This window comes from Acidovorax sp. 94 (assembly GCF_003634645.1).
Classification (GTDB): Bacteria; Pseudomonadota; Gammaproteobacteria; order Burkholderiales; family Burkholderiaceae_C; genus Acidovorax; species Acidovorax facilis.
On the sequence record NZ_RBJA01000001.1, the window covers coordinates 3653852 to 3668778 of the forward strand.

12 protein-coding genes are annotated in these 14927 nt (G+C 67.6%); 7 read left to right on the forward strand and 5 right to left on the reverse strand.

Going from position 1 to position 14927, the window contains the following annotated elements; all coding sequences use genetic code 11:
* Positions 1–67: 67 nt before the first annotated feature.
* Entirely contained in the window at positions 68–2077 is a 2010-nt protein-coding gene (locus tag C8C94_RS16865) for an adenylate/guanylate cyclase domain-containing protein (RefSeq protein ID WP_121421522.1), read from the reverse strand.
* A complete protein-coding gene (locus C8C94_RS16870) occupies positions 2049–5618 on the reverse strand; it encodes a TonB-dependent receptor domain-containing protein (protein ID WP_121421523.1) in 3570 nt (1189 codons plus the stop codon). Before C8C94_RS16870 ends, C8C94_RS16865 begins: the two co-directional genes overlap by 29 nt.
* Before the next feature lie 294 nt (positions 5619–5912).
* On the opposite strand from C8C94_RS16870, the gene C8C94_RS16875 reads away from it, so the two are divergent.
* The gene (locus tag C8C94_RS16875; protein ID WP_121421524.1) at positions 5913–6788 is read left to right on the forward strand and encodes a gamma-glutamyl-gamma-aminobutyrate hydrolase family protein; all 876 of its coding nucleotides are present in this window, start codon (positions 5913–5915) and stop codon (positions 6786–6788) included.
* A gap of 9 nt (positions 6789–6797) precedes the next feature.
* Here the strand turns inward: C8C94_RS16875 and C8C94_RS16880 are convergent, their stop codons facing one another.
* Positions 6798–7739 carry a LysR family transcriptional regulator gene (locus C8C94_RS16880; protein ID WP_199731282.1) on the reverse strand — a complete coding sequence of 314 codons (942 nt, stop codon included), beginning with the start codon at positions 7737–7739 and terminating at the stop codon, positions 6798–6800.
* A 58-nt stretch (positions 7740–7797) separates the two neighbouring features.
* On the opposite strand from C8C94_RS16880, the gene C8C94_RS16885 reads away from it, so the two are divergent.
* From C8C94_RS16885 to C8C94_RS16900, 4 genes are all read left to right on the forward strand, one after another.
* On the forward strand, positions 7798–8145 hold the full coding sequence (locus C8C94_RS16885; protein ID WP_121421525.1) for a protocatechuate 4,5-dioxygenase subunit alpha: 348 nt from the start codon (positions 7798–7800) through the stop codon (positions 8143–8145).
* 12 nt (positions 8146–8157) lie between these two features.
* Positions 8158–9003 (forward strand): class III extradiol dioxygenase family protein, encoded by an 846-nt coding sequence (locus tag C8C94_RS16890; RefSeq protein WP_121421526.1) that lies wholly within the window; start codon positions 8158–8160, stop codon positions 9001–9003.
* Positions 9004–9139: 136 nt separating this feature from the next.
* Positions 9140–10432: a putative DNA modification/repair radical SAM protein gene (locus C8C94_RS16895; RefSeq protein ID WP_121421527.1), complete on the forward strand. Its 1293-nt coding sequence runs from the start codon at positions 9140–9142 to the stop codon at positions 10430–10432.
* 15 nt (positions 10433–10447) lie between these two features.
* A complete protein-coding gene (locus C8C94_RS16900) occupies positions 10448–11437 on the forward strand; it encodes a TIGR03915 family putative DNA repair protein (RefSeq protein ID WP_233573495.1) in 990 nt (329 codons plus the stop codon).
* On the opposite strand, the gene C8C94_RS16905 is transcribed toward C8C94_RS16900, so the two are convergent.
* Positions 11331–12332: a pyridoxamine 5'-phosphate oxidase family protein gene (locus C8C94_RS16905; RefSeq protein WP_121421528.1), complete on the reverse strand. Its 1002-nt coding sequence runs from the start codon at positions 12330–12332 to the stop codon at positions 11331–11333. The two genes, C8C94_RS16900 and C8C94_RS16905, sit on opposite strands and share 107 nt — an antisense overlap.
* Positions 12329–12970, reverse strand: a complete 642-nt coding sequence (locus C8C94_RS16910) for a glutathione S-transferase family protein (RefSeq protein ID WP_121421529.1) — start codon at positions 12968–12970, stop codon at positions 12329–12331. The genes C8C94_RS16905 and C8C94_RS16910 overlap by 4 nt, the downstream gene beginning before the upstream one ends.
* 117 nt (positions 12971–13087) lie before the next feature.
* Between C8C94_RS16910 and C8C94_RS16915 the strand changes: the two genes are divergently transcribed.
* Both C8C94_RS16915 and C8C94_RS16920 read left to right on the forward strand, forming a co-directional pair.
* On the forward strand, positions 13088–14011 hold the full coding sequence (locus tag C8C94_RS16915) for a LysR family transcriptional regulator (protein WP_121421530.1): 924 nt from the start codon (positions 13088–13090) through the stop codon (positions 14009–14011).
* A gap of 301 nt (positions 14012–14312) precedes the next feature.
* Positions 14313–14882, forward strand: a complete 570-nt coding sequence (locus C8C94_RS16920) for a PleD family two-component system response regulator (protein ID WP_121421531.1) — start codon at positions 14313–14315, stop codon at positions 14880–14882.
* Positions 14883–14927: the final 45 nt, after the last annotated feature.

A 14927-nucleotide genomic window follows, 5' to 3' on the forward strand; every position in this document is an offset into this window, starting at 1 on the left:
GCCCGATTTCACTCCAACCCTTCGGGCAAGTGCCTTGTGCGACCCCGAAAAGACCTTGAACAGGCTCCTACAACTTGTCCAGCGCCACGGCGGGCGACCAGTCGCTGCCAGCGGGCAAGGCGCGCGCCTCTGCCACGCGCTGCTGCAGGCGCAGCGCCGCCGCATCCCCAGGCACGCGTGCCAGCACCTGCGCCAGATAGCCGCTGGCACCGTCCCAATCGCGCGCGTGGAAGGCACTGAGCGCGGCCAGGCTGGCATCCCGCACAGCGACATCGTCACACGGTGTGAACACACGCACGGGCTCGGTTTTTCCCTTCACGACCACATCATCGAGCGCGCGCAGAGCCACCGAGGAAGGCAGCTGCGCGGCGGTGGCGGCAGAGAGCAGGATGCCGGTGCCAAAGGCCTTGTTGGCGCCCTCCAGCCGTGCGGCCAGGTTCACCGCATCGCCAATCGCGGTGTACGAAAAGCGCTGCTCCGACCCCACGTTGCCCACCACCACCCGCCCCGTGTGCAGGCCAATGCGCATGTGGATGGGCGGCAGGCCCCGCGCACGCAGGTCGGCCACCAGCACCTGCATGGCCTGCTGCATGGAGATGGCCGCAGTCACCGCGTGCTCGGCGTGCTGCGGGTCGTCGAGCGGCGCCCCCCAAAAGGCCATCACCGCGTCGCCGATGAACTTGTCCACCGTGCCACCCGTGGCGTGCACGATGGGCGTCATGGCGTTGAAATACGCGGTGAGCACTTCCACCGTCTGCTCGGCACTGAGCTGCTCGGACAGCGTGGTGAAGTTGGCCAGGTCGGTGAACATGAGCGTGACCTCGCGCGCCTCGCCGCCCAGGCGCATCAGCTCGGGCTGCGCAATGAGGCGCGAGACCACGGCGGGCGGCACATACTGCGCAAACATCACCCGCGTCTGTCGCGCGCGCCGGCGCACAAAGGCATAACCCGCCAGCGCCGCTGCGCCGTAGACCGCCACTGCCGCCGCCGCAGGCAGCAAGGGCGGCCACCACAGCTGAAAGCGCCCGAACAGCCACCACGAGGCCCCCGCTATCGCCGCCACCAGCGCCGCCGCCAGCGCTGCGGCGCCCGCCGGGTGCAGCCTGCGGTTGCCCCACAACAGCAAGGGCACCAGCAACAGCACGAGCGCCAGCGTCCAGCCATCCGAAACACTGCGCAGCCCGGCCCCCATGAGGTAGTTGTCCACCAGCGTGGCCTGCAGTTCCACGCCGGGAAACAGGCGCTCGCCCCCTGCGGTGCCAAACGGTGAATTGAACAGGTCGGCCTGCGACCGCGACAACTCGGTCGCGGTGCGCGCCGAGCGCCCCACCAGCACGATCTTGTTCTTGAAGAAGCCCGCTGGCAGCAGGCCCGGCTCCAGCGCCTGGTAGTAAGAGCGCGTGTCAAACGTGCCGCGCGGGCCCCGGTAGCCGATCCAGTCGAAGTGGCGCAGCACCGGCAGCTTGCCGCGCGCCTCGGCCGCGCGCTGGGCCAGCCGCAGGGCAAAACCCTCGCGCGCCACGGGCACACGGCGCACCACAAAGTCATCGTCGGGCTCCACCCCGGCATCGCCCGCATCGGCTCCGGCGTCCAGAAACCGCTGCAGTGGCATCACGTCCAGCCACAGCGCAGCGTTGCTGCTGTCGATCTTTTCACGGGTGGCGGCCAGCACCACGGGGCCGGTCTCTGCGATGGCCTGCGCCAGTGCGGCATCTTCGGCTTCGGTTGATGGGTCGGCGAACACGATGTCCAGGCCCACAGCGGCGGCACCCTCGTCGTGCAAACGCTTCAAAAGCGCTGCATGCACGCTGCGCGGGAAGGGCCAGGTGTGTTGCAGCTCTTGAAACGTGGGTTCGTCAATCGCCAGGATCACCACGGGCAGCGCCGTGCGCTGCGGCGCAGTCCAGGCCGTGAGCACGTCGAAGGTCTTGAACTCCAGCGCGTGCCAGGTGCGGCTGAACGTGGCCGCCCCCACCAGCAGCAGCGCCAGCGCGCAGGCTGCCAGCGCGTAGACCTGTTGCTGGCGCCGGACCGCTGGCGATGCGGAATCAGAAGCGGTAGCGCGCGTCCAGAACATACCGGGTCTTTCTGCGGTCTGACTTCGGCGCCCACAGGTTCAATGCGGCCACCCCCACCACCCAGTGTTTGTCCTGCGATTCCCAGAAACCCATCAGGTCCAGGCCCCAGCCGGGTGCCATGCGCGTGAGGTTTTCCTTGTCTTCAAAACGCTCCGACCGGTACACCGCACGGCCGCTGACATAAAACCGCTGCGGGCTGACCCAGGTGGCGCCCAGCACTGCGGTGTGGCGCGGAATGTAGGGGATGCGCCCTGCCGGCCCCTCCGTGTCGTAGATATGGCTTTCGCTGCCCTGGTAGAGGTACTTGGCGTAGCCCGACCAGCGCCGGTTGAACATGTGGTTGACACCGGCACCCAGTGTCTTGAGGGTGCCAGCATCGAAGCTGGGCGTGTCTTCCAGCAGGTCGGTGGTGGAAAGGTTGACCAGCTGGACGTTGCGCATTTCTTCCAGGAACGGCAGGCTGGGGGTGCGCAGGTCTACGCCTACGGTACCGGGGTTGCGCACCCGCAGATGGTCTGCGCGCAGGCTCAGGAACGTATTGGCTCCCAGTTCCATGCCCAGTTGCGCCACGGTGCGCTTGTGGCGGCCACCAGCTTCCACCAGCCGGTCTTCCACGGGAATGCCTGCCGTTTCCACGCTGGTGAGGGTGGAAACGCTGAGTGGCCGCAGCCAGTCCTGGTAGGCCATGCGCACGGTGGTGCCTGCGGCGGGTTGCCACACCATGCCTACGCGGGGGGTGACGACGCGCTCCATCTCTGCGCGGCCAGCAGTTTCTTCGGTAAGTACATCAAGGTTCGCCAAGTAGTAGCTGGTGAGGCCATCGACGCGGTGGCGAATCTGCTGAAGCCCCAGTGCGGCGTCCAGGTTCAACGCGGCGTCCAACCGCTGGGTGGTCGCCAGGGTGAGGCCGGTATACCGCCGGTCAATCCGGTTGTAGCCCAACGCAATCAAATAGTCCGTGTAAAGCCCCACACCGGGGATGTCGGCCGCCACCACGCTTTCGCCTGCCAACACATTGTTCTGCCGCTCACGCACGTGCTCCAGCGCAAGGCTCCAGCGACTGCCCGGTGCCGTGTCCACGGTGTGGCGCAACTGCAGATCGGTCAACTGTTTACGTGGTGCAGTGCTGAAGTTTGTCACCGTCACCAAAGGCGGGTCGATATACGCCGTGGGGTAACGCAGATACTCGTTGTTTTCCACGCTGCGGCCCAGCTTGATCCATGTCTGCTCCGTCGGCCCCCAGCGGTACGCCAGGCCCAAAGCGCCCTGGCTGTTTGTGTTGTCGATGGACGTCTCAGGCAGGTTCTGGCTCCGCATGCGGGCCTCGAACTGGTTCACATAGGCAAACAGATTGATGCGTTCCGTGGGCTGCATGCCAACACCTGCAGTCACGGCGCGCCCGTTCAGATCGCCATAGCCACCCCGCACCGCCGGGGCCTGGTTGTTCAGCAGATCAAACGGCAACTCGCTCACGCTGACCGACTGCGCCTTGAAGAACCAGGAAGTGGGCACATAGCTGTTGTTCATGCCATTGAGCGTGATGGCCGGTGCACGCGACCGTGCATCCTCCTTGTCCAGCGTCACCCCCACCGCCCCATGCGCCCCGGGTTGCTGCAGCAGCGACGAATACCGTTGGCTTGCGCCGAACGCCATCGGGTCCGTAAGAAACCCCTGGAATAGCGCCGAGTTCTTGTTGAACTCACCCGCATACCGGTCCGCCAGAAACAGGTGGCTGCCGCCCCAGTAGGGATAGAAGCTCTGCTGCGCCAGCTCCAGCGCCCAGTCTTCCATGCCAAAGAAGGCCATCGAGGCACCCAGGTTGGCGCTGCCCTTCTGGTCGTTGGCCACCTGGTTGAGCGACTTGAGGTAGGGCATGCGTTGCACCGCTGCGCGCGCAGCCTCCACCGCTTCGCCGGGCTGGAACAGGTCGGTGTGGATCTGTGCGAGCAGCATGTAGGGCACGGGGTCCTTGTCGTCCAGGCTGCTGGCCTGGCGCAGCGTGGCCAGTGCGTCCTGGGGGCGGCCGAGCTGGTAGTACGCCACGGCCGTCCAGGTCTTGGCGCGGGCGTAGCGGGGCTCCATCACACCCGCGCGCAAAAAGGCATCCAGCGCCGCCTGCGGGTTGCCCTGCTTGAGGTGCAGCAGCCCCTGGCCGGTGAGTGCCACGTAGTCCGCCGGGTTGTCGCCCAAAGCGGTGGCAAAGGCTTGGCCCGCCTCGGTGAACTGGTTGGTGAAGGTTTCCAGCGTGCCCAGTTCGCCCCAGGCGTCGGGGTTTTGGGGCGACAGCGCCAGCGCCTGCTGCAGATTGGCGCGGGCGGGGCGGGCGTCTTCGCGTTCGGTGTGGGCACTGCCCAGGCCCTGCCAGCCCCGGGCGTCTTGCGGCGCGAGCTGCGTGGCCTCGGTGTACGCACTCAGCGTGCCGGGGGCATCTCCCCGGCGGCGGGCCAATTCAGCCCGCACCATCGCAAGCTCTGCATGCGCCGTGCCCTGTGCCGGAGCCAGCGTGGCGGTGGCCTCGTCCACGCGGTCGCTCAGCAGTTGCACCCGGGCCAGCTGGGCCACCAGGGCCGGGTGCGCGGGCCAGCGCTGCAGGGCGGCGCGCAGCGTGGTGGCCGCAGCGGCCGCGTCGCCTTCCATGAGCAACACGTCCGACTGCATGAGCCAGACCGGCAGCGGGGCGGCCGGCGTGGCCGCCTGGCGGGCCAGCTGTTCGCGCGCAGCGAGGACATCGCCCGCCTGCAGCGCGATGGCAGTCTCCATCACGGCCACCCAGGGTGCGGGTGCGCTGCCGTTTGCTTTCGCCTGCGCCAGCGCGGCACGCGCGGCGGGCAGATCGCGGGCCACCAGCGCGGTGTGCACCGGGGCCAGCGCTTCGGGCACGGTCTCGGCGGCAAGGTGCGGCAGCGGGTCGGCGCGCAGGGCGTTGACCCACTGGATGCGGTCGCGCGGCTGGCTCAGCACCAGCTTGACCGGTGCCTTGCCCACTTCGGCATAGGCGGCCTCGTTGGCGCCCACCGACACCTGCCCCTGCGCATTGGAGAACTCCACCGTGCCCGACAGCACGGTCAGCAAGGTGCGGCCGTCGTCCTCCACGCTGATGTCCCAGTCGGTGCCCCGGATCGCCGCCGTGGCCGCCGGGGTTTCCAGGTTCAGCCGGGAGCCATCGGCGCGGCGCGTCTGCGTCCAGGCCCGGCCCGCGTTGAGCAGCAGCGTGGTCACCGGCTGGGCGGGTGTGGCCACGCCCTTGACCTGCAGCACCGTGTTCTGGTGCAGGCGCAGCTGGGTGTCGTCGGCAAACAGCAGGGCCATCCGCGCGGCTTGCCGGGTGCGCACGAAATCGCCCGTGGCGAGGGCCTGGGCCGGGCGAGCGGGCTGCCAGTCGGCTGCAGCTGCGGCACGCTGGTCGCCCGTGCCCTGCAGGCTGACGATCTCGGCGGCAGCACCTGCGGGCACAGCGGCCTGGGCCAGCAGCGGCCAGGCCAGGGCGGTCAACGTGGCCAGCGCCGTGAGCGCGGGCAGGCAATGCTTCTTGTGGGACATGTCGTGGGCTTTCGGGGAAGGCTGGAGGGGCACCACCTGGCGCAGCCTCCCTGGCGCCCGGCGAGCAGAAATTATGGCCAGCCCACCGCCCCAACCGGCCTCTTGCGAGACACCGCACGGTTGCATTTTCATGAAGAAAGCCACATTTCGTAGCACTGCTTTACCGGCGGCAGGCCTCGCGCAGCCCTGCACGGCCCCTTCCTACAGACGTGGCGCGGGGGCGGTGCTACAAATTGGTAACCCAAGATTGCATTGATCACACGCCCCGCGCGTGTTCCCTGGAGCCCACCACCCATGCCCGCCGCCCCCCGCCTCAAGATTGGCCTGTCCGCCTGCTTTCAACACGCCGACCCCGCCCGCCCGTTGTTCACCGGCAAGACGCTGCAGTACGTCGAGCAGTCCATCGCCCACTGGCTCATGTCGGCCGGTGCCATGGTGGTGATGGTGCCCTGCCCCACGGGCGAGACGGCACGCGGTGACGTGACGCTGGACCACTACGCCGAATGGCTGGACGGCATCGTGATGCACGGTGGCGCCGACGTGTGGCCGGGCAACTATGGCGAGGAGCCCCTGCGCGAAGAGTGGGTGGGCGACCGCGTGCGCGACCTGTACGACCTGGCCGTGGTGAAAGCCTTTGCCCAGGTGGGCAAGCCCATCTTTGGCGTGTGCCGGGGCCTGCAGCTCATCAACGTGGCCTTTGGCGGCGCGCTGTACCAGGACATCGAGACCCAGCACCCCGGTGCGCAGCAGCACCGCAACGCCAGCACCTACGACCAGCACTTTCACGACATCCACATCCTGCCCGACTCGCACCTGGCCAAGCTGTACCCCAACATGCCGCGCGCGCGGGTCAACAGCATTCACCACCAGGGCATCAAGCGAGTGGCGCCCGAGTTTGTGGTCGAGGCCCTGAGCGAGCCCGACGGCGTGCCCGAGGCGATTCGCCTCAAGCCCGCGCCGGGGCGCGGCTACATCGCCGCCACGCAATGGCACCCGGAGTTCCACAAGCAGGGTTCAGACACGCTGGACGACACGGCCATCCTGAATGACTTTCTGGCGGCGTGCGAACAGGCCAAGGCCCACCCACGGCCGGTGCTGCGCCCCGCGCCTTCGTTGCGGGAACGGGCGGCGCGACGGCTGCGCAAGGCACTGTCACGGCAGCGCGACTGACCCTGCGGGTCAGGCTCCTTCCACAGGCAACACAGCGGCCAAGACATCTTGCAGCTGCGCCCGCAGCCAGCGGTGTGCCGCGTCTTGCTGGTAGCGCACATGCCAGATCAGGTACATGGGCAGACTGGGGCAGGCCACGGGCACCGGCACGCCCGCCAGCGCGGCCAACGCGGTGCGCCCCATCAGCGACGGCGCTGTAGTGAGCAGCGAGGTGCCCCGCACAAACGCGGGCAGCGCGGCAAAGCCCGGCACCCGCACCACCAGGCGGCGGCGCACGCCACGTGCTTCCAGTTGCCGGTCCAGTTCCAGCCCCCGGTGCACCTCGTAAGCCACCGTGGCGTGGTCCGCCCCCAGGTACTCCGCCTCTGAGGCCGGAGCGCTGCGCACGGCCGGGTCATAGAAAACGCGGTATTGGTCTTCAAACAGACGCTTCTGCACGATGTCGGTGCCCTCGGGCGGGCGGGGGCTGATAACCAGTTGGCACGCGTCCGAGCGCAGCAGCACGGCGCTGGGCGCGCCGCTGGGCACGATGCGCAGCGTGACGCCCGGTGCGGCAGTGCGCAGGCGCGCGGCCAGCGCGGGCAAAAGCAGGTCGCGCTGAAAGTCGTTGGCGGCGATGGTCAGCTCGGTCTGCCAGGCGCTCGGGTCAAACTCGGCCCCTTGGGCAAACCGCTGCATCTGGTGCAGCATGTCACGCGCGGGCTGGGCCAGGGCCTCGGCCCGGGCGGTGGGCACGATGCCGCGCCCGCGCTTCACAAACAGCGGGTCGCCGGTAATGGCACGCAACTTGTCGAGCAGGTGGCTCACGGCCGACTGGGTGACGCCCAGGCGATCAGCCGCCGCCGTGATGCTGCCCGTCTCCAGCACGGCCAGCAGCAGCTTCAGCAGGTGTCCGTCCAGCGCTGATCCATCGAAATTGCTCATGCATTCGATGATGTTTTGAGGCTTCATCTTTGGCAATGCCGTCGCGACACTGCGGGCTGACTTACATCAAGCCCCGGAGACTTCCATGCCTTCCCCACTGCCCCCGATCCCCGGCACCACGCCGTTCGATGGCGACCAGGCCCGCAAGGGCTATGCGCTGAACAAGATGTGCTTTTCGTTCAACGACGAGGCCAACCGCAAGGCCTTTCTGGCCGACGAAGAGGCGTACATGAAGAAGTACGGCCTGAACGAGCAGCAGGCCGCCGCCATCCGCGCCAAGAACGTGTTGCAGCTGATTGCCGCGGGCGGCAACGCCTACTACCTGGCCAAGTTCGCGGGCATCTTCAAGCTGGACATGCAGGACATCGGCGCGCAGCAGACGGGCATGACCAAAGACGAATTCAAGGCCAAACTGGTCGCAGCGGGCAAATAAGGAGACAAACCCATGGCACAACTCATCGGCGGCCTCGGCACCTCGCACATCCCGGCCATTGGCAACGCGATCCACAAGGGCTTGCAAAGCGACCCTTACTGGAAGCCTTTCTTCGATGGCTTTCCCCCCATCCGCCAGTGGCTGGGCGAAAAGCAGCCCGACGTGGTGGTGATGTTCTACAACGACCACGGGCTGAACTTTTTTCTCGACAAGATGCCCACCTTTGCCGTGGGCGCAGCAGCGCAATACAACAACGCCGACGAAGGCTGGGGCATCCCCACGCTGCCGCCCTTCCCGGGCGAGGTGGACCTGTCGTGGCACCTCATCAACACGCTGATCGACCAGGAATTTGACGTGACCACCTGCCAGGAGATGCTGGTGGACCACGCCTGCACGCTGCCGCTCAAACTCTTCTGGCCCGAGGGCGATTGCCCCGTGACGGTGGTGCCGGTGTGCATCAACACCGTGCAGTTCCCGCTGCCATCGGCCAAGCGCTGCTACGCCCTGGGCAAGGCCGTGGGCCAGGCGATCCAGAGCTGGGACAGCAACAAGAAGGTGGCAGTAATTGCGTCAGGAGGCCTCAGCCACCAGCTCGACGGCGAGCGCGCGGGCTTCATCAACAAGGCGTTTGACCTGCAGTTCATCGAAAGCCTGACCAGCAACCCCGAATGGGCCACGCAGTTCAGCGTGCACGAACTGGTGGAAAAAACCGGCACCCAGGGCGTGGAACTGCTGATGTGGCTGGCCATGCGCGGGGCGCTGTCCACCGCCAGCGCGGGCGTGCGGCGGGTGCACAGCAACTACCACATCCCGATCTCGAACACGGCGACCGCAGTCATGGCACTGGAAACGGTCTGACCTCGTCAAGTTCAAGCCTTTTTGGCTGCCTGCACCTATCCATCATGCGCAAGCAGCTATCAATTCAGGAGTATTGACCTCCGCCAGCTTTCCCACAGGCTGGCGTCAGACATTGTATTTACTGTAAATTCATACAGTGAATTTACAATCCAAACTCGCCATCCTGGCCGACGCCGCTAAGTACGACGCCTCGTGCGCATCCAGCGGTGCTGCGCCGCGCAACTCGGTGGACGGGCGCGGCATGGGGTCCACCGAGGGCATGGGCATCTGCCACAGCTATGCGCCGGACGGGCGGTGCATCTCGCTGCTCAAGATTCTGCTCACCAACTTCTGCCAGTACGACTGCCTGTACTGCGTGAACCGCGTGACCAGCAACGTGCCCCGGGCGCGCTTCACGGTCGATGAGGTGGTGCAGCTCACGCTGGACTTTTACCGCCGCAATTGCATCGAGGGGCTGTTTCTGTCCAGCGGCATCATCCAGAGCCCGGACTACACCATGGAGCAGGTGGTGGAGGTGGCCCGCGTGCTGCGCGAAGAGCACGACTTTCGCGGCTACATCCACCTCAAGACCATCCCCGATGCAGCGCCGGAGCTGATGGAGCGGGCTGGCCGTTATGCCGATCGCCTGTCCATCAACATCGAGCTGCCCACGGCCGAAGGCCTCACGGCCCTGGCGCCAGAAAAAGACAGCGCCGCGATTGACCGCTCCATGGCCCGCATGGCGGTGCACATCGGCGAGTCGCGCGCCGCGCGCAAAGAGCAGGCTGCACAGGCCATCGTGTCGATGCCCCAATCGCGCACCACGCGCCGGGCCAGCGTGCCGCACTTTGCGCCCAGCGGGCAGAGCACGCAGATGATCGTGGGGGCCGATGCCACCAGCGACCGCATAATCCTCGCCACCAGCGCGCGGCTGTACGGCGTGCACCGGCTGCGGCGCGTGTACTACTCGGCCTTCAGCCCCATCCCCGACGCGGCCCGCGCCCTGCCACTGGCCGCGCCACCCACGGTGCGCGAGCACCGGCTGTACCAGGCCGACTGGCTGATGCGCTTTTACGGTTTCACCCACGACGAGATCGTGCCGCCCAGCCAAGGCAACCCAGGCAGCCAGGCCGGCATGCTGGCGCTGGACATGGACCCCAAGCTGGCCTGGGCGCTGGCGCACCGCGAGCGTTTTCCGGTCAACCTCAACACCGCCCCGCGCGAACTGCTGCTGCGCGTGCCCGGCTTTGGTGTGCAGACGGTGGAGCGCCTGCTGGCCGCGCGCCGCGTGCGCCGCCTGCGGCATGCGGACCTGGCGCGGCTGCATGTGCCGCTGAAGAAAGTGCTGCCCTTTGTGGAAGCGGCCGACTACCGCCCCGGCCGTGCGCTGGACGCTGCCGACCTCGCCGCGCAGTTGACGCCGCCGCCGGTGCAGCGCAGCCTGTTCTGAGCTGGAGCGGCACGGATGCAGCGCCACACCATCACGCTGGACCACGCCACCGACTGGCCCGGTTTTCGCCAAGCGGCACGCGCCCTGGTGCACGCCAACGTGCCTCCGCAGGCTGTGGACTGGCGCTGCCAGGCGGATGCCGCTGAGGACCTGTTCGCGCCCGAGCCTGCAGCCAGCGACACCCGGCCCAGCCCAGCCCCCGATGCGCCGCCGCTGCGCGTACCGCCCGACTTTGTGCACCTGTGCGAGCAGCTCATCCTGCACCGCGACCGGGGCCGCTTTGCGCTGATGTACCGCCTGCTGTGGCGCATGGCGCAGGGCGGCCATGAAGCCGACAGCGCGCGACACGACCCGCTGGACGCCGACCGCATGTTGGCCCACCACATGGCCCGTGCCGTGGGGCGCGACAAACACAAGATGCACGCCTTTGTGCGCTTTCGGCCCGTGGTGGAACCCGACGGCCAGACCCTGCACATGGCCTGGTTCGAGCCCGACCACTACATCACCGTGGCCAACGCGGGTTTTTTCATCCGCCGCTTCACACAGATGCGCTGGGCCATCCTCACCCCCGACGCCAGCGTGCGCTGGGACGGCCACCAGCTGCACACCGGCCCCGGCGCGCAGCGCAGCGACGCGCCGCCGCCCGATGCGGGCGAGGCGCTGTGGCTCACCTACTACCGCCACATCTTCAACCCCGCGCGGCTCAAGCTGGCCATGATGAAGAAGGAGATGCCCACGCGCTACTGGCACAACCTGCCCGAGGCCGCGCTCATCACCGAGCTGGCGCAGACAGCGCACGAGCGCAGCGCCAAGATGGTGGAGGCCGAGGCCACCGTGCCGCGCAGGCGCATCGCGGGGACAACGGCACCCCGTGCGCGGCCCGCTGGTGGTGCCCCACTCAGTCCAGCGCCGCCTCGCGCATCACCCGGAACTGAGGGGCCGACACCGGCGGTGTCCAGCGCCACGGCAGCACCTGCGGCCGCCACAGGGCGCGCAACACCGTGAGCCGCAGCACACGCTGTGCGCCGGGCCAGGCAGTACGCGCTGCGCGGTCCCACAGCACCTCGGCCTGCGCGGCAATGTGCAGCAAGCCGCCCTCTTCATAGTCCACCACCAGCAAGCCTGCCAGCGGGTGCAGCGCAAGGTTGCCCAGGGTGTTGAAGAACTGGTTGCCAGGGTAGTCCGGCAGGCTCAGCACCACGCCGGCCTCCGTGTGCGCCACCTGCACAAAGCCTGGCTCGCCGCCCCGGTGCGATACATCCACGCCTTCGCTGTGCCCGGCACCAGGGCGTGGCGCCGAGGCACTGGCAATGAACAGGGTGTCGGCACGCTGCACGCGCGCAATGGCGTCGGCGTCCAGTCCGGCGCCCAGCCACTGCACCGGGCCCGGAGCGGCCAGCGCAGCGCGCAGGCCTGGCTGCCGCGCCTGGATGTATTTGGGGCAGTTGCCAAAGCTCTGCACCACCTGCACGTCCAGGCCGCTATCGCCAAACGCTGCCACCCGCCCGTTCATGCGGTTGCGCCGCCGCGTGTGCGGCTCCAGCCCCAGCACGCCCACGGCCGCGCCAGGCGCCAGGTGTGTGAGCACCGGGTCCTGGGAATCCGGCGCGGTCGCGATCTCCATGCGCTGCGCATCGGGGGTGTGCACAAACCCAGGTGGGCCAGCGAGCATCGTGGCCCACGGCTGGCCTTGTTCATCCAGCGTCCCCAGCAGCAAGGTGGGCAGCTTTTCAAACAGCTCACGGTGCTGGTCGGGCATGTGGTCGCGCAGCACCATCGCACCCACGGCCGCCATGCGCTCGCGCACACCCACGCGCGCCTGCAAGGCCTGCTCACCGGGGTGGAATGCCTCGGGCGGCACCGGCACCACAACCGATGCAGCGGGCACGGTGGCTGTCATGCCGCCACCTGCTCGGCAGCGGGCAGCTGGTCGGCCAGCACCGGATAGCCCGGCAAGGCCTGCATGCGCGCCACCCAGGCCGCAATGCGCGGGTAGGCATCCAGCGGCAGCCCCGCCAGGTGGGCCTGCGAGGTGTAGCTGACCATGGCCACATCGGCCAGGCTGGGCGCTGAACCCCCGAGCAACCAGGCCCGCCCCTGCAGTTCGTCCTCCATGAAGGCGAGCAGGCGCTTGCCGGTGGCCTGCGCCACCTCGTTCACGGCACGGCCCGTCAACGTCGCAAAGCGCGGCCCTCCGATGCCCGGCGCCAGAAAGCCCGCCGCCAGGCTGAACCAGCGCTGCAACTGAGCCTGCCCCACGGCGTCTTGTGGCAGCCAGGCACTGCCGGGGGCGTAGCGCTGCACCAGGTACACCAGGATGCCATTGCTGTCACTCAGCACCTGGCCCGCGTCCACCAGCACGGGCACCTGGCCCAGCGGGTTGAGCGCCAGAAACTCCGCGCGCTGGTGTTCGCCGCGCAGCAGATTCACATCAATCAGTTCATAGGGCAAGCCGAGCAGGGACAGCATCAGCTCCACGCGATGGCAATGGCCCGAGATGGGCATGCGGTACAGCTGGAGCGGGGTGGAGGGGAACATGGTGAAGCCTCGTCGGTGGGTGAGTGAAAAGATGGCTCGACGATATCTATTGCAATCTGCGATGTGAATAGCCAATCACCGCTTTTCATAATTGCGGCATCCGCAATAATGGGTCGCATGGACTACCTCGACACCTTGCGCTGTTTTGTGACCGTGGCCGATGCGGGCGGCTTTGCCGTGGCAGGCCGTCGGCTGGGCTGCTCCGCCACGGCCGTCACGCGCGCCATTGCGGCGCTGGAGGCGCGGCTGGGTGTGCTGCTGTTCCAGCGCAGTACGCGTTTGGTGCGGCTGACCGAAGCGGGCGAGCGCTTTTTGCAGGACTGCCGCCCCATCCTGAACGACCTGCACGAGGCCGAGCAGGCAGCCAGCGGTGCACAGGCCGAGGCCCAGGGGCTGCTGTCCATCACCGCACCGCAGATGTTCGGCATCCAGCACGTGGCGCCCATCGTGCAGGGCTTTTTGCACGCCCAGCCGCGTGTGCAGGTGCGCACGCTGTTCGTCAACCGGCTGGTGCATTTGCTTGATGAAGGCATGGACGTGGCCATCCGCATCGCGCACCTGCCCGACTCGGGCCTCACTGCGGTGCAGGTGGGCGCGCTGCGCCGCCTGGTGGTGGCGTCACCCGCCTACCTGGCGCAACACGGCGAGCCCCGGCACCCCGACGAGCTTGCCGCGCACCGCGCCATCGGCTTCTCATTCGATGCGCGGGCCGTGGCGCCCTGGAAGTTCAAGGACGGCGCCACGGGCCAGCCGCAGTTTGCGTGGATCAGCAACAGCAACGAGGTGGACATCGCCGCTGCCGAAGCAGGCCTGGGCCTCACGCGCTGCCTGGCCTACCAGGCCGCCGCCAGCCTGCGCGCGGGGCGGCTGCGCATCGTGCTGGCCGAGCACGAACTGCCGCCCGTGCCCGTGCACATCGTCTACCCCGCCGGGCGGCGCGCACCGGCCAAGGTGCGCGCGTTTGTGGAGTTTGCGCGCGAGCGGCTGGCGGCAGAGCCGGTGCTGCGCGGGCGTGGGCTGGTGCGCGGCGGTGCGCAGTGACAGGCCATGCTTCGAGTATTTTTGGCCTCTAGCGCTTATCTATCAAGCGTTGGTAGCTATCAATTTTGAAGTTTTTGCGAGGCGACGTTGTTCGACTGGGATGGGACCGTCGCCCGCTCTTTCACCATGACACGGAACACGCTACCCGGAGCGGCGGCCGCATCTGGAATACTTGCGCCCTGTGGACACGAGATGTGCGAACGCGCCCGTCACTTACCCATCCAGCGGCCATCCGCTGGAACCCAGCGAACGCAATGACCCGCCGCCCGCCATCCAAGAACGAAAGAAACGAGACAGCACCATGAGCATCTTCGACCGGCTTCTGGGCAGTGTGCGCAAACCGACGGGGAAGCCCGAAGCCCCCGCCGTCCCACCAGCGGCACCCGTGGAACGCCGCCAGCGCAAACGCGTCAACGCCCGCAAGGGCACCACGGTGCTGATCATTGACGACTCGCCGACTGTTGTGGCCGTGCTGCGCAAGGCACTTCGATCTGCAGGCTATGACACCCGCGAGGCGCTCGACGCCGAGCAGGGCCTCGCCCTGATCGCAGAGGAAGCGCCCGAACTGATCTTCCTCGACATCATCCTGCCGGGCATGAACGGGTTCAACGCGCTGCGCGCGATCCGCAAATTGCCCGCTTCGCAGCACATCCCCGTGATCATGATCAGCGGCAACGAGCATGCCACCGAGCAGTTCTACGCCAACCGTATCGGCGCGGACGATTTCATGAAGAAGCCGTTCTCGCGCCACGAGATCTTTGCCCGCATCGAGGCGCTGCTCGACGAGCAGTTCGTCCCCCGGCGCAAGGTGGACGCCGCGCCAACCTCCCCGCCCACTGCGGCCGCTCCAGCCACGCCCACCGCGCCCTGAGATGCAGGCCGATCACGCCGCTTTCTCAGCCGCGATCACATGAAC